Origin of the sequence: Gilliamella sp. N-G2, assembly GCF_002142215.1 — a bacterium.
In the GTDB taxonomy this organism is placed as follows: Bacteria; Pseudomonadota; Gammaproteobacteria; order Enterobacterales; family Orbaceae; genus Gilliamella.
Genome location: NZ_NAST01000005.1, coordinates 96,740 through 121,984, shown reverse-complemented (window position 1 = coordinate 121,984; position 25,245 = coordinate 96,740). Strand labels below are relative to the sequence as shown.

24 protein-coding genes and 1 pseudogene are annotated in these 25,245 nt (G+C 34.5%); 6 read left to right on the top strand and 19 right to left on the bottom strand.

The annotated features are described in order from the left end of the window. Positions 1-473: 473 nt before the first annotated feature. From B6C99_RS04195 to B6C99_RS04185, 3 genes are all read left to right on the top strand, one after another. Entirely contained in the window at positions 474-1,046 is a 573-nt protein-coding gene (locus B6C99_RS04195; protein ID WP_086358682.1) for an RNA 2'-phosphotransferase, read from the top strand. A 414-nt stretch (positions 1,047-1,460) separates the two neighbouring features. Next, the gene (locus tag B6C99_RS04190) at positions 1,461-2,633 is read left to right on the top strand and encodes a M20 aminoacylase family protein (RefSeq protein ID WP_086358681.1); all 1,173 of its coding nucleotides are present in this window, start codon (positions 1,461-1,463) and stop codon (positions 2,631-2,633) included. Between the two features lie 16 nt (positions 2,634-2,649). Beyond that, the gene (locus tag B6C99_RS04185) at positions 2,650-4,074 is read left to right on the top strand and encodes an MFS transporter (protein WP_086358680.1); all 1,425 of its coding nucleotides are present in this window, start codon (positions 2,650-2,652) and stop codon (positions 4,072-4,074) included. Positions 4,075-4,262: 188 nt separating this feature from the next. Here B6C99_RS04185 and mnmE read toward each other — a convergent pair whose 3' ends face one another. The 3 genes from mnmE to B6C99_RS04170 all read right to left on the bottom strand — a co-directional run bounded on the left by mnmE (position 4,263) and on the right by B6C99_RS04170 (position 6,901). Further along, positions 4,263-5,624, bottom strand: a complete 1,362-nt coding sequence (gene mnmE / locus B6C99_RS04180) for a tRNA uridine-5-carboxymethylaminomethyl(34) synthesis GTPase MnmE (protein WP_086358679.1) — start codon at positions 5,622-5,624, stop codon at positions 4,263-4,265. Between the two features lie 94 nt (positions 5,625-5,718). Beyond that, a complete protein-coding gene (locus B6C99_RS04175) occupies positions 5,719-6,327 on the bottom strand; it encodes a YdcF family protein (protein WP_086358678.1) in 609 nt (202 codons plus the stop codon). 10 nt (positions 6,328-6,337) lie between these two features. After that, positions 6,338-6,901, bottom strand: a complete 564-nt coding sequence (locus tag B6C99_RS04170) for a DNA-3-methyladenine glycosylase I (protein ID WP_086358677.1) — start codon at positions 6,899-6,901, stop codon at positions 6,338-6,340. 246 nt (positions 6,902-7,147) lie between these two features. On the opposite strand from B6C99_RS04170, the gene B6C99_RS04165 reads away from it, so the two are divergent. Continuing rightward, entirely contained in the window at positions 7,148-8,497 is a 1,350-nt protein-coding gene (locus B6C99_RS04165) for an MFS transporter (protein ID WP_086358676.1), read from the top strand. A gap of 68 nt (positions 8,498-8,565) precedes the next feature. Here B6C99_RS04165 and gorA read toward each other — a convergent pair whose 3' ends face one another. The 12 genes and pseudogenes from gorA to ribE all read right to left on the bottom strand — a co-directional run bounded on the left by gorA (position 8,566) and on the right by ribE (position 19,033). Beyond that, positions 8,566-9,918, bottom strand: coding sequence for a glutathione-disulfide reductase (gene gorA / locus B6C99_RS04160; RefSeq protein WP_086358675.1), 1,353 nt, complete (start codon positions 9,916-9,918; stop codon positions 8,566-8,568). 161 nt (positions 9,919-10,079) lie between these two features. Further along, complete coding sequence (locus B6C99_RS04155) at positions 10,080-10,559, bottom strand: hypothetical protein (RefSeq protein ID WP_086358674.1); 480 nt, start codon at positions 10,557-10,559, stop codon at positions 10,080-10,082. A 173-nt stretch (positions 10,560-10,732) separates the two neighbouring features. Continuing rightward, positions 10,733-12,160: a bifunctional D-glycero-beta-D-manno-heptose-7-phosphate kinase/D-glycero-beta-D-manno-heptose 1-phosphate adenylyltransferase HldE gene (gene hldE, locus B6C99_RS04150; RefSeq protein WP_086358673.1), complete on the bottom strand. Its 1,428-nt coding sequence runs from the start codon at positions 12,158-12,160 to the stop codon at positions 10,733-10,735. A 53-nt stretch (positions 12,161-12,213) separates the two neighbouring features. Beyond that, positions 12,214-12,969: a twin-arginine translocase subunit TatC gene (gene tatC, locus B6C99_RS04145; protein ID WP_086358672.1), complete on the bottom strand. Its 756-nt coding sequence runs from the start codon at positions 12,967-12,969 to the stop codon at positions 12,214-12,216. Between the two features lie 14 nt (positions 12,970-12,983). Then, positions 12,984-13,307 (bottom strand): annotated as a pseudogene (gene tatB / locus B6C99_RS04140) (Sec-independent protein translocase protein TatB); the annotation flags it as partial. Between the two features lie 3 nt (positions 13,308-13,310). Then, entirely contained in the window at positions 13,311-13,523 is a 213-nt protein-coding gene (tatA, locus tag B6C99_RS13520; protein ID WP_086353849.1) for a twin-arginine translocase TatA/TatE family subunit, read from the bottom strand. 74 nt (positions 13,524-13,597) lie between these two features. Then, the gene (gene ubiB, locus B6C99_RS04130) at positions 13,598-15,139 is read right to left on the bottom strand and encodes a ubiquinone biosynthesis regulatory protein kinase UbiB (protein ID WP_086358670.1); all 1,542 of its coding nucleotides are present in this window, start codon (positions 15,137-15,139) and stop codon (positions 13,598-13,600) included. 14 nt (positions 15,140-15,153) lie between these two features. Continuing rightward, complete coding sequence (ubiE, locus tag B6C99_RS04125; RefSeq protein ID WP_086358669.1) at positions 15,154-15,930, bottom strand: bifunctional demethylmenaquinone methyltransferase/2-methoxy-6-polyprenyl-1,4-benzoquinol methylase UbiE; 777 nt, start codon at positions 15,928-15,930, stop codon at positions 15,154-15,156. A 62-nt stretch (positions 15,931-15,992) separates the two neighbouring features. Continuing rightward, entirely contained in the window at positions 15,993-16,928 is a 936-nt protein-coding gene (gene nadR, locus B6C99_RS04120; RefSeq protein WP_158092436.1) for a multifunctional transcriptional regulator/nicotinamide-nucleotide adenylyltransferase/ribosylnicotinamide kinase NadR, read from the bottom strand. A 145-nt stretch (positions 16,929-17,073) separates the two neighbouring features. Further along, entirely contained in the window at positions 17,074-18,117 is a 1,044-nt protein-coding gene (locus B6C99_RS04115; protein ID WP_086358667.1) for a TrmH family RNA methyltransferase, read from the bottom strand. A gap of 21 nt (positions 18,118-18,138) precedes the next feature. Then, positions 18,139-18,558, bottom strand: coding sequence for a transcription antitermination factor NusB (gene nusB / locus B6C99_RS04110; protein ID WP_065613984.1), 420 nt, complete (start codon positions 18,556-18,558; stop codon positions 18,139-18,141). A 4-nt stretch (positions 18,559-18,562) separates the two neighbouring features. After that, a complete protein-coding gene (gene ribE, locus B6C99_RS04105; RefSeq protein WP_065613982.1) occupies positions 18,563-19,033 on the bottom strand; it encodes a 6,7-dimethyl-8-ribityllumazine synthase in 471 nt (156 codons plus the stop codon). Between the two features lie 360 nt (positions 19,034-19,393). Here ribE and lpcA point away from each other — a divergent pair, with 360 nt between their 5' ends. Together lpcA and B6C99_RS04095 are read left to right on the top strand one after the other, a co-directional pair. Beyond that, positions 19,394-19,969: a D-sedoheptulose 7-phosphate isomerase gene (gene lpcA, locus B6C99_RS04100; protein WP_086358666.1), complete on the top strand. Its 576-nt coding sequence runs from the start codon at positions 19,394-19,396 to the stop codon at positions 19,967-19,969. Between the two features lies 1 nt (position 19,970). Further along, positions 19,971-20,750 carry a class II glutamine amidotransferase gene (locus B6C99_RS04095; protein ID WP_086358665.1) on the top strand — a complete coding sequence of 260 codons (780 nt, stop codon included), beginning with the start codon at positions 19,971-19,973 and terminating at the stop codon, positions 20,748-20,750. Here B6C99_RS04095 and mdtH read toward each other — a convergent pair. The 4 genes from mdtH to B6C99_RS04075 form a co-directional block, all read right to left on the bottom strand. Continuing rightward, entirely contained in the window at positions 20,728-21,939 is a 1,212-nt protein-coding gene (gene mdtH / locus B6C99_RS04090) for a multidrug efflux MFS transporter MdtH (RefSeq protein WP_086358664.1), read from the bottom strand. The two genes, B6C99_RS04095 and mdtH, sit on opposite strands and share 23 nt — an antisense overlap. Beyond that, complete coding sequence (locus tag B6C99_RS04085) at positions 21,940-22,398, bottom strand: methylglyoxal synthase (RefSeq protein ID WP_086358663.1); 459 nt, start codon at positions 22,396-22,398, stop codon at positions 21,940-21,942. Between the two features lie 140 nt (positions 22,399-22,538). Further along, on the bottom strand, positions 22,539-23,684 hold the full coding sequence (locus B6C99_RS04080) for a porin (RefSeq protein WP_086358662.1): 1,146 nt from the start codon (positions 23,682-23,684) through the stop codon (positions 22,539-22,541). 304 nt (positions 23,685-23,988) lie between these two features. Continuing rightward, a complete protein-coding gene (locus B6C99_RS04075) occupies positions 23,989-25,161 on the bottom strand; it encodes a porin (protein WP_086358661.1) in 1,173 nt (390 codons plus the stop codon). Positions 25,162-25,245: the final 84 nt, after the last annotated feature.

The following is a 25,245-nucleotide window of genomic DNA, read 5'->3' as shown; positions in this document are numbered from 1 at the left end:
ATTTAATGTTTATTTTTAGTACAGTATGGTTAGATGAGTAACAGTAAAATGACGAGGATATATTGATGATGAAGCTAGGATATTTATTATTTAAAATAATCCTTTTTACCTTTTTGGAATTAAATAATAGTAATTATTATTTAATAAACCATTACGCTTAACTTCAGTTTTATGAAAATAAGTTTACATTCTATTACATCTACTATGCCAATTTAACCGTTGAAGGAATATCCGGAATTTATTATAAGAAAGAATACTTAAAAAACCATCTTGTCTAAATTATCTGCAATGTATTATGTAGCATTATTAAGATCATCAAAAGCTACAAAACTGAAATTAGATTCATATTCAATTATGGAATCTACAGAGATCATTTCTTTATTACTATTTAAGATTTTTATCAATATACCTTGTATTCCTTTTAATAAAAGATAGAATCCAACTTATGATTTGATATTAAAAATATTTAGCACATGAGCAAGAAGTCAAATATTAAGCGCACGAGTAAAGATTTAGAGAACATTAGTAAGTTTTTAAGCTATGTTTTAAGGCATAAACCAGAATCGATAGGAATCACATTAGATAGTAATGGTTGGGTTGGAATAGATGTTTTAATTCGGCAAGCGAATAAACACCGTCAACAACTGTCGCAAGATTTAATTAATCAAGTCGTTATAACTAGTGATAAAAAACGCTTTACTATGTCCGAAGATGGTTTAAAAATACGTGCAGCTCAAGGACATTCGACTAATCAAGTAAATATAGTACATGTAGAAAAAATCCCTCCTGAATATTTATATCATGGTACAGCAACCCGTTTTCTTGATTCAATCATTAAACAAGGTTTGATTGCAGGCGAACGTCACTATGTTCATCTTTCAATTGATAATAAAACAGCGGTAGCCGTTGGTAAACGTCATGGAAAACCAGTTGTATTAAGAGTTAGTGCTTTAACTATGTATCAACAAGGTATTAAGTTTTATTTAGCCGATAATGGCGTTTGGTTAACGGAGAATGTACCAAGCCAATTTATAGAAGTTATTTAAATTAAATCGGCATCATTGAAAAAATAATTTCCGGCCCATGGTATAAAAAGAGTTAATTAGAGCATTACTGACATTCAGATTAATTAACTAAATTAATGAAAACATCGCTGTTAGTTAAAACTACTTTTAAAAATCGATAATAAAATAATTAGTTTAACGTATTCTTTGCTCATTCTTTCGATCAAATCATATCTCAATGCTAGTTCAACATAACAATTTTCAAATATTACCTTATAGAAATCATCGACATTCATAAGAATAGCGGTTATTGTATATTTATTCATCTAAGCTGTTTTACTGATTAAGTTGTTTGCAGGTTTTAAATTTAATCATAATTTTAATCTTAGTTTAGATGTATAGTTCCCTTCTTTTTATTTTTTTCATAACGATATTCAGGTTAATTAGGAGCCTAAAATGCAGCATATTATGGAAACGATTAGAAAAACAGAGCAAGAGTTTATTGATATTCGCCATCAAATTCATCAATATCCTGAATTAGGTTTTGAAGAACATAAAACCAGCGATTTAGTGGCAAGTAAATTGGCTGAATGGGGCTATGAAGTACATCGTGGTTTAGCTAAAACCGGTGTAGTTGGTGTTTTAAAAAATGGCACTAGTGATAAAAAAATTGGTATTAGAGCCGACATGGATGCGCTACCTATTATTGAAGGATCAGGAAAACCGTGGAGCAGCCAAACCCATGGCAAATTCCATGGTTGTGGTCATGATGGACATACGACTATTTTACTGTGCGCAGCTAAATATCTTGCCGAAACCCGTCACTTTAATGGCACGTTACATGTCATTTTTCAACCAGCCGAAGAGTTGTTATATGGTGGTAAAGTAATGGTTGACGACGGTTTATTCAAACAATTTCCTTGTGATGTTATTTTCGGTATCCACAACATGCCAGGTTTTAAAGAAGGTCATTTCTATTTCAAAGCCGGCGCACTTATGGCTTCATCCGATACGATCCATATCCATATTAAAGGTAAAGGTGCCCATGGCGCAATGCCAGAACGAGGAATTGATGCCACGCTTGTTGCTTGTTATATCGGCACTGCCTTACAAAGTATTGTTTCTCGTAATGTATCACCCTTTGAGCAAGCAGTTATCACGATTGGTTGTATTCAATCAGGTGAAGCGCCAAATGTTGTTAATAGCGATGCACTAATGAAGCTAACGGTTAGAGCACTGGATAATGATACCCGAGCGTTACTACTTAAGCGTATTAGCGAAGTTGCCACTTCACAAGCTGAAAGTTTTGGTGCCTCAGTAGAAATTGAGCATGTCAATGGTAGTCCGGTTTTACATAATGGTAGGGATGCAACAAAATTTGCCTTTGATGTTGCCCAAAAATTAGTTGGTGAAGATCGCGTGCATGATAATTGTCATCCTTTTATGGGCAGTGAAGATTTTGCTTTTATGTTAGAAAGTAACCCCAATGGCTGCTATATGATTATAGGTAATGGCGATGAACCGGGTTTTTGTAGTGTGCATAATCCTGGATATGATTTTAATGATAACTGTATTGTTACCGCTGCATCATATTGGGTGGCATTAACTGAAAGCTATTTAAACAGATAAGGATTAATGTGCAGCTATGTCAAATTTAAATATGTTAAATGCTCAAAATTCAGCCATAGAGCAGTTTAAAAGTCATAACCGGTTAACATTCGGCATTGTATTAGGGGTGATTACTTTTTGGCTTTTTGCTCAGTCTATTGTCAATGTCGGGCCGGCTGTACAACATAGTATCGGTATTACACCTGCATCGTTCAATCTAGCTGTCAGTTTAACCGCTCTATTTTCAGGTTGTTTTATTGTCGTTGCTGGCGGATTAGCTGATCGCTTTGGCCGTGTTCGTTTTACCTATTTAGGTTTTATTTTAAGTATTATTGGTTGTCTTTGTTTGATCTTAGCACAAGGTGAAGTACTTTTTACCATTGGTCGGATTATTCAAGGTTTGTCTGCTGCTTGTATTATGCCATCGACGTTGTCATTAGTGAAAACCTATTATCAAGGTAAAGATCGTCAACGAGCATTGAGTTTTTGGTCAATTGGCTCTTGGGGTGGTTCAGGAACTTGTGTACTTGCCGGCGGGGCAATAGCCACTTATTTAGGTTGGCAATGGATTTTTATTATCTCAATCATCTGTGCTGTGTTAGGTATGCTGTTATTGAAAGGGACACCAGAAACTAAGATTGACGATCCATCAAGTTTGCCTAAATTTGATTATGTTGGACTATTCGTTTTTGTTATCACTTTAGTTACGTTAAACCTTGTCATCACCAAAGGATCTACTTTTGGTTGGACTAGTGTAACGACATTATCACTCGCTATGATCTGTTTGGTTTTTCTGATTTTATTTTTTGTTATTGAAAATCGCAAAGCGAATGGCGCATTTATAGATTTTTCACTGTTTAAAAACGTCCCTTATCGTGGTGCTACCTTATCTAACTTTCTGCTCAATTCTGTTGCCGGTACATTAATTGTTGCCAGTACTTATACCCAACAAGGACGAGGCTTTACCCCTTTCGAAAATGGATTATTGACCATTGGTTATTTAGTTTCGGTTTTATGTATGATTCGAGTAGGTGAAAAGATCTTACAAAAAGTCGGAGCGAAAAAACCAATGCTACTCGGGCCTTTAATTACAGGTTCGGGTATTGCCTTGATGACGCTGACTTTGTTACCTGATATGTTTTATATTATTTCGGTGTTTGCCGGCTATATTTTATTGGGTCTTGGCTTAGGCTTTTATGCCACACCATCAATTGATACCGCAATAGCTAGTGCTCCGGAAGATAAAGTTGGTGTTGCATCAGGAATATATAAAATGGCAAGTTCATTAGGTGGTGCATTCGGTGTGGCGATTTCGGCATCAACTTATGCTGCAATTATTGCTAATGGGCAAAGTATAGCGACAGCAGCAGCAATTGGACTGTGGATTAATGTTGGCTTTTGTCTGTTATGTTTTATTTCAATTTTAATTTTAGTACCCAATAATGCCGGCAAAAATAAATAAGTCAGCATAACTTTTTTATCATTTTAAATTAGGGATAAATCTTTTCGCATCTATCCCTATTTTTTAATTAACACCTTTAAAAAAACAATTTTTACAACTCTGAAAAATAAACCCATATAACTTAAAAATTATATGGGTTTTGAAATAGAAAGATCTGTTTAAAATATTTAGTTATCTATAGATAAAACTTATTTGCCAATACAGAATGAACTGAATATTCGTCCTAATAAATCATCAGAAGTAAATTCACCAGTAATTTCACTTAGCGCTTCTTGAGCTAATCTTAGTTCTTCCGCCAATAGTTCGCCAGCATGGAAGGTGGTAAGTTGATATTGACCATTATTTAAATGCTCTGCTGCTTTCTCAAGTGCTTGTAGATGTCGACGACGAGCCAAAAAACCACCTTCGGTGCTACTAGTAAAGCCCATAACTTGTTTGAGATGATCACGTAATAATGTAATACCTTCACCGGTTCTTGCTGATAATTGAATAAGACAATAGCCATTTTGTTCACTATAACCTAATGGTTCACCAGTTAAATCAGCTTTGTTGCGAATAACTGTAACTGGCATGTTTTTCGGTAAACGTTCAATAAATTCTGGCCAGAGTTTTTCAGGATTTGTCTCATTAGTTGTTGTACTGTCGACCATAAATAACACTCGATCGGCTTGATCAATTTCTTGCCATGCTCGCTCAATACCAATACGTTCAACTTCATCGCTAGCTTCACGTAAGCCGGCTGTATCGATTATATGTAAAGGCATTCCATCAATATGGATATGTTCACGTAAAACATCGCGTGTTGTTCCAGCTATATCCGTTACGATAGCTGCATCTCGTCCAGCTAATGCATTAAGTAAACTTGATTTACCGGCGTTAGGTCTACCCGCTATGACGACTTTCATGCCTTCACGCAATAATGAACCTTGTTTAGCTTCTTGACGGACTTCGTTTAATCGTTGTATAACTTGCTCAAGTTCTGCCTCTATTTTTCCATCAGATAAAAAGTCTATCTCTTCCTCCGGAAAATCAATAGCCGCTTCAGTAAAAATACGTAGATGAATTAATGCTTCAACCAGTGTATTAATTTTTTTAGAAAATACCCCTTGTAAAGAAGATAAGGCTGATTTTGCTGCTTGCTCCGAGCTAGCGTCAATTAAGTCTGCAATCGCTTCGGCTTGGGCTAGATCCAATTTATCATTTAAAAAAGCTCGCTCTGAAAATTCGCCCGGTCTTGCAATCCGCACATCAGAAATATCTAAAATACGTTTTAATAATAGATCTAAAATAACTGGACCACCATGCCCTTGTAGTTCAAGCACATCTTCACCAGTAAATGAATGTGGATTGGGAAAGAATAAAGCAATACCTTCATCTAAGGTTGTCCCATCCGATGCTAAGAAAGGTAAATAATGGGCATAGCGAGGCTTAGGTAAAATACCTAAAACGGCTTTAGCAACATCTTGTGCTTTAGGGCCCGAAACACGCAATATTCCAACACCGCCACGACCGGGTGGCGTTGCTTGCGCAACAATTGTATCTGTATTCATATTTATCAATTTTAATTTAAATAGCAATGGTTAATCATACCACGACAACCATTAAAAATCTGTAAAGTGAAATAGTCTGAAGCAATAAGACTAATTAATTATCAAGTTTAGTTTCAACATAATCTAAGGGATGATCAAATAGCCATGAGTTAAGTAAAGCTAATGGTTCTCTTATCATGGCAATATATTTATCAAAATTACTATAACTTAATGGTGCTGACAAACCTGAAATATCACCAATATTGGATCGTTTAGCTAACATGATTGAACGTAAAATATGGAAATCATTAGTTACCACAACGGTCTTTCCTAATGGCAAAACTTGATTAGCATACACAAATTGTTGTGCTGTTCGCCTTGATCTATCTTCTAAATAGACCCTTGAAGGTTCAATACCTTTTTGGATTAAATAATCAGCCATCACGCTAGCTTCAGTCGCCGATTCATCACTACCCTGCCCCCCACATACAATCACTTTTGTATTGGGATTAGCTTGTAAATAATTGATCGCAGTATTCAAGCGAATTTGTAACGTTAAAGGAGCTTGTGCTGGAGTGCCCACGACTTGTGAACCTAATACCACTAGAGTATCAGCATTCGCTGCTGGTTTTTGATGAGCAAAAATAAAAATAATAATATTACAAATAATAAAATAAAATAGTATTAATATCAGTAACCATCTAATTAATTTAATGATTATCATCTAATGCCTCTCATTTTTTAAAACAAGTTTCAAAATGGTCATCAACTAATCCCATCGATTGCATAAATGCATAACAGATCGTTGATCCAACAAAAGAAAATCCTCTCTTTTTTAATGCTTTTGACATTCTATCTGATATTTCGGTGCTAACTGGAACTTCACTTATGTCATTAAAGTGGTTAATTATAGGTTTACCATTAACAAAGGACCAAATAAATTGAGAAAAATCCTCATTATTGTTCTGCATTGCTAAGTAAGCATGAGCATTTTTTACAATGCTGTTAAGTTTTAGACGATTACGAATTAAGCCTTCATTTTCAAGTAATGATTCTATATCAGTCGCCGTTAATTGGATAATTTTTTGTGGTTCAAAATTGAAAAAGCATCGACGATATTCATCTCGTTTTTTTAGAACAGTAATCCACGATAACCCTGCTTGTTGACCTTCAAGACAGATTTTTTCAAATAGTTTTAAACTATCATATTGTGGATGCCCCCATTCATTATCGTGGTAATCAATATATAACGGGTCATTGCTAACCCAACTACAACGTTTTGGTTGGTTATTTTTCATAGTTATTCTAACTTAATATTTTGAGATTATTATACTTGATAAATAAATTGAGTGTTTATTTAAATCATCCATAAATTTAGATTATAAATCTAACCTGCAGATAATTACTGTTGATTAAATTTTTTTATGATTAAAAAAAAATCTATTTTTTATGGCAGAATGACCATTCACTATTAAGATTTAGTCAATATATAATTATTTTCTTAATTGACTATATTAGTTTAACTATAACAATAAGGTTTTTTCATGAGTCAGTCCGAGATTAATGCTGAATGGCAACCACTGGCACGTCCATTGAACAGCAAAGATTTAAAAACATTGATATTATCCTCTTTAGGAGGAACATTAGAATTTTATGATTTTGTTATCTATGCACTCTATATTGATACCATTGTCAAACCGTTATTTTTACCCCATACATTATCGCCGTTAACGTTAGATTTATTTGCGTGGGGAATTTTTGCAGCCGGCTACTTGGTTCGCCCTGTTGGTGGCATTATTATGGCGCACTTTGGTGATAAAGTTGGTCGTAAAAGAATGTTTACCTTAAGTGTGGCGATGATGGCTTTACCTACTTTTATCATTGGTATTTTGCCTACTTATGAAACAATTGGTATTGTAGCACCATTATTATTGTTATTGATGCGGATGCTACAAGGTGCGGCTATCGGTGGTGAAATGCCTGGCGCATGGGTATTTATCGCAGAACATACCCCAAAACAACGTTATGGTTTAGGTGTCGGTACTTTAACCTCAGGCATTACTGGTGGTATCTTACTTGGCTTTTTCGTCACAATTATTATTGATCTCTATTTTACTAACCAAAATATTTTGGATTATGCATGGCGTATTCCTTTTATTATTGGCGGTATTTTTGGGGTTATTTCAGTATATTTACGCAAATTTTTATCTGAAACGCCAATTTTTAAAGAGTTAGCTGCACGTAAAGCTTTAGAAAAAAGTATACCTGTGGTTACCGTATTAAAAAAACATAAAACGGCATGTTTGATTGTCGCATTATTAACTTGGTCTTTATCCACCGCTATTATGGTCGGTATTTTAATTACTCCTGGACGCATTGTTGGTGGTATGTACCATTTTGCAAATCTTGATTGGCGTATCGGTGGTTGTATTGCTGCTTTAACCTTATCTATTGGTTGTGTTATTGCTGGTTGGTTAGATGATAAATTAGGTACAGCTAAAACAGTAATCCTGACTTGGGGCGGATTAGCTGTAGTAAGTATCTATTTTTACAGTTCATTAGCGCCAGATATGTCATTAACAAAACTTTATTCGATTTGGGCACTATTTGGCCTATTTATTGGATCGATCGCCATGACTCCAATTATCGGCACTAGAACGTTTCCACCGGCAATTCGTTATTCTGGATTATCATTCTCTTATAATTTAGCCTACGCACTATTTAGTGCAATTACCCCAACGTTAACTATTTATTTGTTAAGTCCAGATCACTTATTAGGTGAATTTAGTTATCTTGGCGCAGGTATTTATATTTCAGCTGTTGCTTTACTGGCTGTTGTAGTTGGCTTTACTTCATTAGCCCAAAATGGCTGGCAAAATAATTCGGATCATTAAAGACTATTAATAAAAAAAAACAGGGCCATAGCCCTGTTTTCGTTAAAAAGTAAGATGAATGATAAATATTAGCGCATTGTGACAAATTCTTCCGCTGCTGTTGGATGAATTGCAACGGTATTATCAAAGTCTTTTTTGGTTGCTCCCATTTTCAATGCTACAGCAAAGCCTTGTAAGATTTCGTCCATACCATAACCAATACCATGAATACCAACTATTTTTCCTTGTTCACCAACACAGACTAATTTCATTCGGCAAGGTTGTCGATGCGAAGTGACTGCGGTATACATGGCAGTAAAAGTAGATTTATAAACTTTGACGTTTTCTGGACCATATTGCAATATAGCTTGCGGTTCACTTAAACCAACTGTACCAATCGGTGGGTGAGTAAACACTACCGTTGGAATATTAGAATAATCTAAATGTTCATTTGGTTTATTGTTAAATAGTCGTTCCGATAAACGGCGACCGGCAGCCACCGCAACAGGGGTTAATGCTGCAGCGCCTGTATCATCCCCTACCGAATAAATACCAGAGACATTAGTATTTTGAAACTCATCCACAATAATAAATCCATTGTTATCAACTTTAATGCCGGCAGCAGATAAATTCATTTCTTTTGTTGCTGGTTCACGACCTATTGCCCATATTAAGCAATCAACCGTATAACTCTCACCATTTTCTAATGTTAACGTTAATGATTCATCATCATTTTTAATAACAGAAGAAGGAATTGCAAATGTGTGCAAATGCTGACCTTCATTAGTTATCACTTCCATTAATGTTTCCACAATAAGTGGATCGAAAGCACGTAAAGGTGTACCTTGGCGAACAAATTGATGTGTTTCTGCGCCAAGTGAATGTAACACGCTGGCAATTTCACAAGCTATATAACCAGCTCCAACTACAGCTACTCGTTTAGGGAGTGCTTTTAACTCAAAAAATCCATCAGAAGTGATACCATATTGCGCTCCTGGTATATTTGGAATTGTTGGCTTTCCACCTACAGCAATGAGTATGTGATCGGCACTATAGTGTTCGCCATTAACTTCAATCGTTTTTGCATCAACAAATTTGCCATAGCCATGGATCACATCGACATTATTATTATTTAATACACGATCATAAGATTGATGGACACGATCAATATAAGCTGTTCGGCTTGCAATGAGTTTATCCCAATCAAAATGATTAATAGTGGTATCAAAACCATAATCAGGGCCATAATGGTTAATTGCTTCAGCAATTTGTGCACCATACCACATGATTTTTTTCGGCACACAACCAACATTTACGCAAGTTCCACCAAGTAACTTAGCTTCAATAATTGCACATTTTTTACCATATGATGCAGCACGATTAATAGAGGCGATACCACCACTACCACCACCGATAGCAATATAGTCATAGTGTTTAGTCATAAAAAATCCTTTAAATAAATTAGCAAATAATGGTTAATAGCTTTGCACAAAGCGGACAATAAAAAAAGTATTAAATATGAAATTTAATGATAGTTATTAACTATTGATTGGCCTTATTCATTAATATAATCGTATTAATGATTTTTTTAATAGTTTCTGACTTACTCTAAACATCTATTTAAAGCCTGAGAATTAACCGGTTTAGAATTCAATTTTTCGCTAATCTCAAGATAACATTTATTATTTTCAAATTTGTAAAGAATACTATATATTTTCCCCAATTCTGGAGTGAACTGCTGATATTTTGTTGTACAGACGAATTTATCATCTCTTGATTTGCCAATAACAGTAACGATTTGATTACTAGGAGTTTTCACTTCTACCGAAGGAACATATTTAGGATAAATATTAAATGGTACAATTTTATGGCGAAAAACATAGCCAAGACTCTGATAATTAGAACATGTGTTACTTTTACCATCATAAATATTTAACGAAAAATAGGTTGGATAATCAGTTTCTGTAGTGAAAACAAGTTGAGGATCATTGATATTTGCTTCATAACGATATTTGTGTTGTGGTACTCGGTGACAAGCGACAATCATAAAGCCCATTAACAATAAAGTCACTTTTGTTTTCATTATCCTATTCCTTATTAATTATTTAAAATTTTCTTTTTCAAAACTCAAATAACTATTTATTTGAGTGAATTAAATATTAAATATCAAATATCAAATAATGAAAAATTTGAACACCAATTATTGTATATTTGAGTAATTGGCTACCCAATTAAATAGCCAATTACCGAAATACATTATTCTTGTTGTTTAATCCTATCAATGATATTCGTGGTTGAACAACCATCTTCAAAATTCAGTACTTTAACCTCACCACCAGCTTCAATAACCTCTTTGCCACCAGCGATATCTTCTGGTTTATAATCGCCACCTTTAACTAGTACATCTGGTAATATGCTAGCAATTAATCGTTGCGGTGTTTCTTCCTCAAAAGGAACAACCCAATCAACAGAATCAAGCGCACCTAAAACAATCATTCTTTGCATTAATGGATTGATTGGGCGTGATGGTCCTTTAAGCTGTTTTACCGAAGCATCGCTATTTACCGCCACAATCAAACGATCGCCAAGTTTACGAGCATTGGCAAGATAAGAGACATGCCCGGCATGTAAAATATCAAAACAACCATTAGTCATGACAATTTTTTCACCACGAAGACGCGCTTTGCGAATTTCTTCTTTTAGTGTGTCTTCTGTCATCACTCCAAAACCATCATCAGCACGAGCACGGATAGCGTTACTTAATTCAACTTGAGATACCGTAGATGTCCCTAACTTACCAACCACAACACCTGCCGCTGCATTAGCTAAAAAACAGCTTTCTTCAAGAGATTGTCCTGCGGCTAATGAAGCCGCTAAAGTCGCTATTACTGTATCACCAGCACCAGTAACATCAAATACCTCTTTGGCTTGCGTAGGTAGATGATAAACAGGTTTATCTAACTGTATTAACGTCATCCCTTTTTCACTACGAGTGACAAGCAGTGCTTTGAAATCGTATTGTTTAATCAGTTGATAGCCCTTTTCGATAATTTCTTGCTCTGTTTTACAAACACCAACAACTGCTTCAAATTCAGACATATTTGGCGTTAATAATGTTACCCCTCGGTAACGCTCAAAATCAGTACCTTTCGGATCAACCAATATTGGGACATTTGCTTTTTGAGCTTGTTTAACCATTGCTTGTACAGCGGTTAAAGCACCTTTGGCATAGTCAGATAGTACTAATACTTTAGAGGTTGAAAGTGCACTTTCAATACGTTCTAAAATAGGTGTATGATCAACATTATTAAAACCTTCTTCAAAATCAATTCTAATGAGTTGTTGATTTCTAGATAAAACTCTTAATTTGGTAATTGTTGGATGAGTTGAGACTGATACAAAATCACAATGGACATTACGTTTAGTCAGTTGTTCATCAAGCACTTTGGCTGGTTCATCAATACCGGTAAAACCAATTAATCTTGCGCTCCCCCCTAAAGAGGTTATATTCATAGCGACATTGGCTGCACCACCAGCGCGTTCTTCTAGAGCATCAACTTTAACAATTGGTACTGGTGCTTCTGGTGATATACGGTTAGTACCACCATACCAATAGCGATCTAACATAATATCGCCAACTACCAGAACTTTTGCTTGATTAAACTCAGGAAGTGAAGTTTTCATTATGATTATATATCCTTTACTTGTTATTCAGTAAATCACTTATCAATTTATTATTAATTCCCAACAGATTCATCTTCTGGTTGGATTTTTTTTCTGGGTTGATAGAAACGGGCAAAAAATGTCCCAATTTCAAATAATAAACAGATAGGTACAGCTAATAAAATTTGAGAAAATACATCCGGTGGGGTTACAAACATCGCTACAGCAAACACACCGACAATAATATAAGGTCTTTTTTTACGTAAATTTTTAGGAGTAGTAACGCCAGTCCAACAAAGCAAAATAATCGCCACAGGCACTTCGAATGCAAAACCAAATACAATAAATAGTGTCATGACAAAATCAAGATATTTTGTAATATCAGTATTTATCGCGACATCAACAGGTGCTGTATGGATAAAGAAATAAAATGCCAAAGGAAATACAGCAAAATATGCAAACGCAATACCGATATAAAAAAGTACCGTACTAGAAATAATTAATGGCATAATCAGCCGTTTTTCATGTTGATATAGAGCCGGAGCAATAAATCCCCAAACTTGATATAAAAGATAAGGAATAGAAATAAATATTGCAACAACGGCCGTCAGTTTAATTGGTGTAAAAAAAGGTGCCGCAATATCGGTGGCAATCATACTGCTACCTTTAGGTAATTGACTGATAAGCGGATTAGCAACAATATGATAGATATCATTTGAGAAATAAAGCAAACATGCTAATACTAGTAATATACAAATGATACAGCGTAAAAGTCTTGTTCTAAGTTCGACCAGATGTCCAATAAGTGGTTGGGTTGCGTCGTCTGTCATAATTTATCTTTATCTGAATGAATTGTTGTATCAATTTGACTGACTGAATTAATCTCATTTTGCAGTGATTCGGTTACCCGTTTTAATTCATCAATTGATGCTTGCAATTCTGGGGTAAGAGAATTCAAACCACTTTGTTCGGCTTTTTTTAAGCTATCTTGTAATTCCTGCAGTTTGAGTTCTTTATTCAATTCTAACTGGACAGTGGCTGACATGCGACGGAGTACTTTAATCCATCCGGCAACAGTTTTAATCGCAATAGGTAAACGTTCCGGTCCTAATACAACCAGTCCAATAATTAATACTAATAGTAGCTGACCAAAGCTAATATCGAACACGGGTTACTCTTTATCGGCGTGGTTATTAGCTGATGAGTCAAGATGTTCAACTTTTTGTGAATCATCAGTCTCTTTTTTGTCATCATCGTCATTCATGGCTTTTTTAAAACCTTTAATTGAAGCCCCAAGATCAGAGCCCAATGAACGCAATTTTTTTGTTCCGAATAATAGTACGATAACAGCAACAAATATCAGTAGTTTGGGCAAACTAGGCATATGATAACTATCTCCAATAGCGTTAGGTAGTCAAATTATACACTTAAATGGTGATATTCCCAAAAATAACTATTTCAATGTACTAGCAGCGTTACAATAGATAAAACACAAACTAGACTAAGAATGGCCAACGACCAACGATAGCGTTTTTGGCTTCGTTGTAATTCTTGATTAATCTGTTTTAATTGGTTATGCATCTGTTTAGTCATACGAGCCTGATCACCTAATCTTACTGGCAGATCAACTAGGATGTTTTTCCACTCTGGTAACGAGGTCCATACTTGCTGGAATAACGTTTTAACACTGTACTTATCTTCATACCATTTTTCCAGAAATGGCTTAGCTGTTTGCCATAAGTCGAGTTCTGGGTATAGCTGACGTCCTAATCCTTCTATATAAAATAAGGTTTTTTCAAGTAATGTTAATTGCGGCTGAATATCCATTTCAAATTGACGAGCAACTTGAAATAAAGCTAATAAAATTTGAGAAAATGAAATTTCACCTAATGGTTTGGCAAATGCAGGTTCACACACACTACGCATAGCCATTTCTAATGCCATTGCATCCGTTGTTTCTGGCACCCAACCAGAAGCAATATAAATTTGTGCAATTCGTCGATAATCTTGATTGAAAAAGGCGAGAAAATTTTCAGCTAAATAACGCTGATCATCTTCAGTTAGTACACCAACAATTGCACAGTCTATGCCAATATAACGGGGATTTTGCGGTTCAGAAATATCAACAAAGATATTACCTGGATGCATATCAGCATGGAAAAAATTATCCCGAAACACCTGTGTAAAGAAAGCTTGAACACCACGTTCGGCGAGCAATTTCATATTGACATTATTTCGTTTAAGTTCATCAATATTAGCTATTGGTGTACCATATATTCGTTCTTCTACTAAAATATTTGTTCGACAAAGATCTTGATAAACATAAGGAATATATAAAATATCACTATTAATGAAATTATCTCGTAAACGGACAGTATTATAAGCTTCTTTTTGTAGATCCAGTTCTTTCAAAAGTGTATTTTCATAATTACTAACAATTTCAACCGCACGTAACTTTTCACCAAATTTAATCCGTTTAGTAAATTGATTAGCAGCCCAATACATCAAGCGAATATCGGATTTAATTATAGGTAAAATATTCGGGCGTAAGACTTTAATCACAACTTGGGCGTGGCTGCTTTTTAAAGTTGCAGTATGCACTTGAGCAATGGAAGCTGAAGCTAATGGTTTTTCCTCAAAATCAGTAAAATAATCATCTATAGAACAACCAAGAGCTGATTCAATAATTTGTCTGGCAATTTGTCCATCAAAAGAAGCTACTTGATCTTGCAGTTTGGCTAATGCATCAGCGAGATGTTTTGGTAATACATCTCGCCTTGTTGAAACCATTTGTCCAAACTTTATCCAAACCGGACCTAACTCTTGTAAGGCTAGACGCAATCTTTCACCAACATCTTGTTGTTTTGCTTTAGATCTAACCCAAAATAGACTAATCAACAACAATTTAAACCATGTTGAGGTTCGATGTTTTGGTAATAGTTCATCTAATCGATAAGCTCGAAATACCGTTAATATTTTATAAATTCGAAGAAATGTCATTCTTTTTTATCACATTAAAATTTAAAACCAGTATGTAAAGCTACAATGCCACCTGTCATATTGTGATATTTCACATCGACAAATCCAGCATCCTCCATCATTTTTTTCAACGTTTTTTGATCTGGGTGCATTCTGATGGATTCAGCTAAATACCGGTAACTATCAGCATCATTAGCGACAATTTTGCCCATCAACGGTAACATAGTGAATGAGTATAGGTCATAAGCTTTATTTAAAAGCTGGTATTGTGGTTTAGAAAACTCAAGTATTAATAAACGTCCACCTGGTTTTAATACTCTCCACATAGATTGCAATGCTTTTTGCTTATCGGTGACATTACGTAAACCAAATGAGATAGTAATACAATCGAAATAGTTATCAGCAAATGGCAGTTCTTCTGCATTAGCTTGTACATATTCAATATTATTAAATAGACCTTTGTCTCGAAGCTTATCTCTACCAACTTTTAGCATAGATTCATTGATATCAGCTAATACAACTAAACCATCATCACCGACAATTTGCGAGAATTTAGCCGTCAAATCGCCAGTACCGCCGGCAAGATCCAAAACTTTTTGACCCTTACGAACACTACTATATTCAATAGTGATTTTTTTCCAGATACGATGAATACCAAATGACATAAGGTCATTCATAACATCATATTTATCAGCAACAGAATGAAAAACTTCTGCTACCCGTTTTACTTTATCTTGCTTTAAAACTTGAGTATAACCAAAATCAATTTTATCTTGATTTTCATCATTTTGCTGTGAAGATGATTGAGACATAAAAATTTACCTATCATAAATAGTTAGCTTATTTTAGCATAAGCTAACCTAAATGTGATGGACTAAATTAATAACGATTCAACCATTTGAGAAACAATTTCGAAATGTTGTAATGATGTGGAGTTTGCTGGTAAGTCATTTTCGTGAATGACCAAATCAAACTGATAACTATTTTTTAAACCATTTAATACTTCATTAGATTTAGCAAAAATTTGATTATAGTAATTAGCCAATGTATCAAAATCAATCGATGTAAAGATTAATTTATTGGCATCTTCAACAGCTTTGGACATCCGTTCTACTTGCAACATAGCTATCCTAAGATAATCATTTTCACTTAAATAACGTTTATTTTCTGTTGTTGATATTTCTCGTTTAATGTAGTTAATATAACCATTTGAAACATATTGTGTGTTATAAATATTAGCTAATTGTACCGGCAATTCATTAAATTTATCATGTCCTATAATCGCTACTTTTTTAACAAAAAAAGGTTTCGCTACCTTAGCAATATAAGACCAGTTTTGATAAGGTTTTTCTCGAATTTGTGTCGCACTAATATTAACAAAATCACGATCAGCATCAACAATAACCACAGGGCAACCAAAATAGCGTTCATGCTGTTTTACATCTTGTGATTCGCTAGTAAATACCACAGTAGGTTCGATTTTATGTTCCAATAAAATACGTTTTATACTATCACTCCAATCTTGCCAACCATTGGGATAATAGTTAATACCAGCTTCATCAGAGATATGGATGTGAATATTATGTCTATCTTTAAAGGTTTCTTTTAACCAGGAGAAGCGATCACTTACTTGAGGCTGTCTAGGCAGGCGACTTTTTTCAAACAGTTGTTTATCACGTATTGATTCACAACCCAACATGACATGCAGTTCATCAACTTGGGTCAATGCTTTTTCAATAAGATAAATATGACCACTATGTAACGGATAGAACTTACCAAAAATTAAACCAACTCGATGTTTAGATGACATAATCATTACCAATCAATTTCAAAACTGGATACTAATGTACAGAAAAAACAACCATTTTCTAACCAATTGATGCTATTTAATATAATAAAATTACAAAAGTGTTAACTTCATCAATTAAATTCATCAATTGTTAGAATCATACCAATTAAGATTGATATTTTATAGCAGATAACACAATCCCTGTTGCTACAGAAATATTTAAAGCCGACATATTATCATTGCCTTGCAAATGGACAATGTTATCAGCACAGTTAATTAATTTGTTATTAATTTGTTGAAATATAACTAAGGCAATTTTCTTGGTAAATTTGAGTTGTGATAACTCTGTTGATGAAATCGATTTTAATTGACATGGTAATAACGCAATAACTTGATAACCATGTTGTTTTAACAGATCAATAGATGCTATAAAATCATCACTTTTAATAGATTCAATTGCTTCAATGCCACCTTCAGCAACACGCATTGCGGCACCACTATCGAGTAAGTTTGTTTGCCGTAAAATTACGCCATTAACACCAAAAAAAGCTGCACTACGCATTAACCCACCTAAGTTATGCGGATTATTCACATCATCAACAGCAATAATGCAATCCTGAACCTGATCATCATATTCATCTAAATAATCAAGCAAAGTGAGTGGAATACGTTTTTTAACAATTAAACAAACACCACCATGATGAGGAGTTTGTGTGATTTTAGTAATTTGCTCTGTTGAGACAACATCATAACCAAGACGTTGTTTGACTAACCAATTAATTAATTCTTTAAATTGATAAGTCATTTCTTGGGTAATAAATAATTTAACAATAGCCAAACGTCGATGCTTAAATACCGCTTTACAACTGTTTTCGCTGTAAACTAATGTCTCTTCCTTTTTTTGACGATAGCCATCATAACCGAATGTAGGTACTTGTTCATTATCTCGAACTTTTTTTTGCCATGGGGAATCATGCTCATCTGCTAAATCAAACTGTGCTTTAGCTGGTTTTACCGTTTTATTAAATTTTTTTGGTTTAAAGGTTTCGATCCGGTCATGTTTTGCTTTTGAATTAGACTGAAAACCATCATTATTACGTTTATTTTTATAATCACCACCACGTTCTTTGGCTGAACGGTTTTTCACTCTTGCTTCGCTATTTTTAGCATAAAAAATAGTGGGCTTACTTTTTTCACTAGTATCGTTCATATTATTCCCAATTAAAGGCAGTTATCGTGTACGAATGGTTGGTGCAACTTTATCTAATACACCATTAACAAATTTATGGCTATCTTCTGCGCCAAAGGTTTTAGTAAGATCGATAGCTTCATTGATAACAACTTTATAAGGGACATCATGTCGCTTCATTAATTCATATAGAGCAATTCTTAATACGGCTAATTCAACTTGACCTAGTTCATCAACAGTTCTTTCTGTTAAATAAGGAGTCATTTTCTCATCTAATTCTGCAGTATTTTTAGCAACACCATGCAGTAATTCTCTAAAATATTTGGTGTCGACACCTTTCATATCTTGTTCAGCCATGAAGCTGCTCTCAACATCAGCAAGATCATTTCTAGAAATTTGCCAAGAGTAAATAGCTTGAACTGCACACTCTCTTGCTCGACGACGAGGATTAACTAACGCCACTAAATTACTCCTTAATTGTTTTAATCACATTTAACATTTCAAGTGCGGTTAGTGCCGCTTCAGCACCTTTATTGCCCGCTTTTGTTCCAGCTCGCTCAATGGCCTGTTCAATACTTTCAGTAGTTAAAATACCAAAACCAACTGGTATCGAAAAGTCTAAACTCGCATTTAATAGTCCTGAACTTGATTCACCAGCGACAAAATCAAAATGAGCGGTACTACCACGGATAACCGTGCCCAATGCAACAATTGCATCATATTTTTTTGACTGTGCAGCAACTTTAGCTGCTAAAGGAATTTCATAAGCGCCCGGTACCCAAATAACGGTAATATTGTTATCGTCTACTTCACCGATACGAGTGAGTGCATCTACGGCACCATTAACTAAACTTTCATTAATAAATTGGTTAAAACGCGCCACGATAATCGCTACTTTGGCTTCAGGTGCAGCAACTTTACCTTTAATTGTTTGCATATTCATTCCTTACCGATTGATTCTAGATGCAATTTTATAATCTCTTTCAGAGATTAAATTATCAGGCAATTATACCACAAATTAAAGGCTTATCCTATTAGCAAAAGAGGATTTAATCTTTTTAATACTAGCTTTAATTAAAATAGTTATTGACTATTTATTGTATGAAAATAGTTAATTTATCAAAGGTTATTTTTTTCATTTATTAATAATTATTTTTTTAGATAACTATTCTATTATGTGCTTATAATCAATTGAAATATTTTACATATTATAAAAAATTTATTGTTATTACTTGCAAGCTGTTATTAACGAATTACAATGGTTATGGAAAAGCTTTTTATTAAAGAGGTATTATTAATGTACATTAACACCATTCGTGATGAATTAAATCAGGCAATTGACGTATTGGGCAATTTCGTTGCAAACGATGAAAATTTAAAAAAAATCCAACAAGCAGCCGTTTTAATTGCAGACTCATTTAAACAAGATGGAAAAGTACTTTCATGTGGTAATGGTGGATCGCATTGTGATGCGATGCATTTTGCTGAAGAATTAACCGGACGTTTCCGTGATAATCGTCCTTCATATCCAGCAATTGCCATATCTGATGTTAGTCACATCTCGTGCGTGGGCAATGATTATGGTTTTGATTACATATTTTCTCGTTACGTTGAAGGCGTTGGACAAAAAGGTGATGTTTTATTAGGCATTTCAACTTCAGGGAATTCAGCTAATGTACTTAAAGCAATTGAAGCAGCTAAACAAAAAGGTATGAAAATTATCACACTGACAGGTAAAGATGGTGGGAAAATGAATGGATTAGCTGATGTTGATATTCGTGTACCACATTTTGGCTATGCAGATCGTGTACAAGAAATCCATATCAAAGTAATTCATATTTTAATTCTACTTATTGAAAAAGAGATGGCTTAATATGTGCGAATTATTGGGTATGAGTGCCAATGTACCGACCGATATTTGTTTTAGTTTTACCAGCTTAATCAAACGTGGGGGCGATAAAGGTCCTCATAAAGATGGCTGGGGCATAACCTTCTATGAAGGTAAAGGATGTCGAACGTTTAAAGATCCGCAACCATGTAGTTTTTCACCCATTGCTAAATTGGTTCAACAATACCCAATAAAATCAACTGCTGTTATTGCTCATATTCGCCAAGCTAATCGCGGTGGTGTTGCACTTGAAAACACTCATCCTTTTACTCGAGAACTATGGGGTAAAAATTGGACTTTTGCACACAATGGACAATTAACTGATTATGAAAAATTAGATACAGGAATATTTCAACCAGTTGGATTAACTGATAGTGAATATGCGTTTTGCTATTTAATAAATGAATTACATAAAAAATACCCACAGCAACCAACTAATAATATTGAACTTTTTGAATATATTAGAGAGTGTGCTATTAAATTAACCCAATTAGGTATTTTTAATATGCTACTGTCTGATGGTGAATATGTCTTTGCTTACTGTTCAACCAATCTACACTGGATCACCCGAAAAGCACCATTTGGAAAGGCCAAGTTAATTGACGAAGATGTTGAGATAGATTTTCAAAAACATACGACACCAAATGATGTTGTAACAATAATTTCAACCATGCCGTTAACTTCGAACGAAATATGGACTAAATTAGCTAGTGGTGAAGCAATTTTATTTAAAAATGGCGAAATTAGCCAATCTTTCTCATCTTGACTTTAGTCATAGGTGGCTCGTTTTTGAATAAATATTCTAAATATCCTAAAGTTAATAGACCGACTAAAGTTAAGATTACCCATGGTAAATGCGGTAAACCGATTTGGATGGCCACATCATAAAGCCAGCCAGCACCGGTATAACCAATAAAACCACCCAACGCCAATCCCAACCGACTAAATCCCATATAGCTACCTTTAGCTTTAGGGTTTGTTAAAACAGTTGCTAATGTTTCTCTAGCTGGTTCAGCAATAATAGCCCCAAAATAAAACAACGCTATAAGAGAAAGTAAAATCGATAATTGTGATGTAAAGCCAATAATAATAAAAGCAAAAGACATCAACAATAATCCAAATTTAAGGCGTTGATCTAATCTAAAATATTTTTCACTTATTCGAGCAAGAGGATAAAGCAAACATAACGATATTGTTGCTTGGATAGCATACATCCATTTTACATAGCTTGGACTACCTGACACATTGGTAATGGTTAAAGGTAACATCAACATGATTTGCACCCACAGCACATAATAACCTGTTAAAGTAAGTACATAATGAGTAAATTTTCTATCTTTAAGAACCATTTTCATGCCGTTAATAATCGGAGCTTTACCAATTGCGATATGATAGGCCGGTAAGTACATCAGATTAAAAATACCACATAAGAAGAAGATAAAAGCACCACACCAACACACTAATTGAAAATCGTAATCGATTAGAATGCCGCCGATAAGAGCGCCAATAACTGCGCCTGCATTATCTTGTATCATTAGTAGAGAAATAAACTTGCCTCGTTCATGAGGACGAGTAAATTTGATAGTTAATCCCATTCTAGGGGGATCAAATAGCAAACCGCCCAATGCCGAAAGTAAACAAGATATTAATAATAACCAATGTTCTGTTGCTAGTGCCATTGAGATAAATCCAATTGAGCGCAAAAACATACCAGTTATTATCATTGGTTTAGCACCAAAGCGATCTGCGATTGCCCCACCAATCAAACCAAATCCTTGCTGAACAAATTGACGAAAACCTAAAGCAAAACCAACAAATAACGCACTCCACCCAACTTGACTAACAAAGTGGGTAGAGACCAATGGAAATACTACATAAAATCCCAACACAATAAACAAATTATCTAACAATAATATGTATCGACCTGTTTTGCGAACTTGTGAAGTAATTGGCATCTATTTTACTCTTTCGTTTAAATAACCTTGATAATCAGGAATTTCAATTTCCACTTCTTGAGTAAATATTGAGGATTGTATTAAAGCGTTAGCGGTAGCTTGATTAGTGGCTACTGGAATATTCCAAACTGTTGATAAGCGTAATAGAGCTTTTACATCTGGATCATGTGGTACAGCATTAAGTGGATCCCAGAAAAAGATCAGAATATCAATTTTACCTTCAGCAATTAAAGCTCCGATTTGTTGATCCCCACCCATTGGACCACTGAGCATAGGCGTTATAGTTAATCCCGTTTCTTTCTTAATTAATGTTCCGGTTGTTCCTGTACCACACAGGTTGTGATGCGAAAGTTCTTGTCGATTTTTTTTGCACCAATTTAATAATGCTTCTTTTAAGTGATCATGTGCCACTAAAGCAATATTTTTTTTTGCAGGTAATTTTCGAGTAATGTACTGCATCAATATAGTCCTAATTGATTATTATTTCATTATTTTTATCAGACTATTTATTAAAGCGCAAGCGGTATTTATTGAAAAATAGATAACAAAAAAGGCACCTAAGTGCCTTTTATTTAATCTAAATCTAAAGATAAAGATAATTAGAATTGATAAATTAATCCTAATGCTACAGTATCTTTAGCTGTTGCTTTAATTTGTGATTTAGTGAATGTACCATCTTCGTATAAAGCTCGACGTGCACCAATATCATCTTTATCTAACAAGTTAATTTTATAATCAACAATTGCTGATAAATTTTTATTAAAGTCATAGGTTAAACCAACATCGACATATTTAGCTAAATCATTACCTTTAAGACCCGCATCACCACTTCTTGAGAAGTTTGATGCATCTTGTACTTTATGTTGAATATAAGCAACAGAAGGAGTTAAACGACCCACTTCAAAGTCAATACCGTATTGAGCAACTAATTCAAAACCTTTAGTTTTCAAATCAGAGGTATTATCTGTAGTTGATGCTTTTTCCCAACCGTATTTTTGTTTACCTTGAATATAAAGCGCAGCCAAATATAGATTATCATTATCATATTTAACACCAGCTGACCATGCTTTAGCATCTTTATGACCACCTGTTTGTGCATAGCCGGCACCAATTGATAAACCTGTATCAAGCACGTCCCAATCAATTACTGAACCCCAAGCTTCAGCACTATCATGGCCAGTACGGTCGTGATTATTTAGATATTGAGTTGAGCTATTATCACCATTATCAGCATATTGAACAGCAAAACGTAAACCGTTAACTAAACCAAAGAAGTCTGAGTTACGATAAGTAGCCACTGCTTTGGTTCTTGCTGTTAATGCATAGATGTCATTATTTGATGCATCGCCGCCAAACTCAGGTAGAACATCAGTATATGAAGTTAAGGTTTTTAATACACCGTCGTTACGACCATAATCAAACGAACCAAAATCACCAAAATTTAGACCTGCATAAGCATAACGAGTTTCGTTATCAGCATCAGCTCCTGTTTTAGCTTCATATTCCCAGCGACCATAACCACTCAAACCATCAGTGATTTGTGTTTGTCCTGACATCCCTAAACGAGCAGTGGTTTTGTCACCTTCACCAGTTTGATTATTACGATCAGTAATATAGTTTAAGGCATAAACTCGACCATAAAAGTCAACTTTATTACCATCTTTGTTCCATACTTCAATTGAAGCGCTTGCTGTACCTGCAACTAATAGAGCAGGAATAGCGATTGCTAATAGATTACGTTTCATTTAGTTACCCTCTTAGGTATTTTATTATTAAAGATACAAAATATTTTGTTCTTGATTTAATAAATAGCTGCTGTTAATTAACAACTAAATTATTACTGGGATATCTATTATTAAATACTAGATTTTTATTGCAAACATTATGGATTAATAATGTTTGTAAGATATTATTCTGCGAATTAGGGCTATTTTATGACTTAAAGTAATATTTTTTTAAGCATAAAATGTTTTTTTAATAATATGACGTTCAAGAGATGAAAAAAAAGGCACCTAAGTGCCTTTTATTGATATTCAGGATGTCAAGAGATTAGAATTGGTAAATTAAACCAACACCTAACACATCTTTAGTACCTGGTTTATTGGTGTGTTTATTACGTTGTACTTTTGTATTTTGTGCAGCACCAACATCTTTTCTATCAAGTAGATTGAATTTATATTCAACAATTGCACTGAAGTTTTTATTTAAATCATAAGTTGCACCTAAAGATACATACTTAACTAAAGGTGAACTATCTGCAGAATAGTGCGCTTTATTGATATTTGAGTAAAATGAATCAGCTCTTTGTTTATGTTGAACATATGCAAGAGAAGGAGTTAAACGCCCAACAGGCAAATCGAAACCATATTGAGCAACTAATTCAACACCTTTAATTTTCTCATCAGCAGAACCAACGATACCAGTTATTATAGTACCAGCTTTTTCTATATGTCCCCATTGATCTCGGCTTTTTAGTTTACTTTGGAAGTAGTTAGCAGCTAAATATAAATTATTGTTATCATATTTAAGTCCAGCCGTCCAAGTGTTATGACGATGATCGCTAGAAGATGTTTGAGCATAACCTGCACCTGCTGTCAAGCCTGTGTCAAAGATATTCCATTGGATGTTAGCACCCCAAGCTTCGCGTGATTTATTTTCCGAAAGAAAACTTTTGTAACGATCAGTTGAATTTGAATTATCGCCATTATCAGCATATTGTAATGCAAAACTTAAATCATCAGTCAAACCAAAAAAGTTATTGTTACGATAAGTTGCAACAGCTTTTGTACGCGCTGAAAGAACATGCCAATAGTTGTTCGCAGCGTCACCACCAAATTGTGGTAATACGTCAGTATAAGCAGTGATTGCTTTTATCACACCATCATTACGTCCATAATCAAATGAACCTAAATCACCAAAGTTTAAACCAGCAAATGCATAACGAACTTCATTATCTGAGTCCTTACCAGCATCAGCTTGATATTCCCAACGACCATACCCAGTAATGCCGTCAGTAATTTGAGTTTGACCAGACATACCTAGACGAGCATTAGTATCATCACCTTCACCTTTTTGACCGCGATCAGTAATATTGTTAGCTGCTTTTACTCGACCATAAAAATCAACTTTATTACCATCTTTATTCCACACTTCGATAGAAGCATTTGCACCGGCAGCTACTAAAAGAGCAGGGATAGCGATTGCTAATAGATTACGTTTCATTTCTTACCCTCATGGTTATTTTTATCAAAAGACACATCTTTAGGATTATGTCAATTTTCTTACAATAATTATTCATCCGAAAAT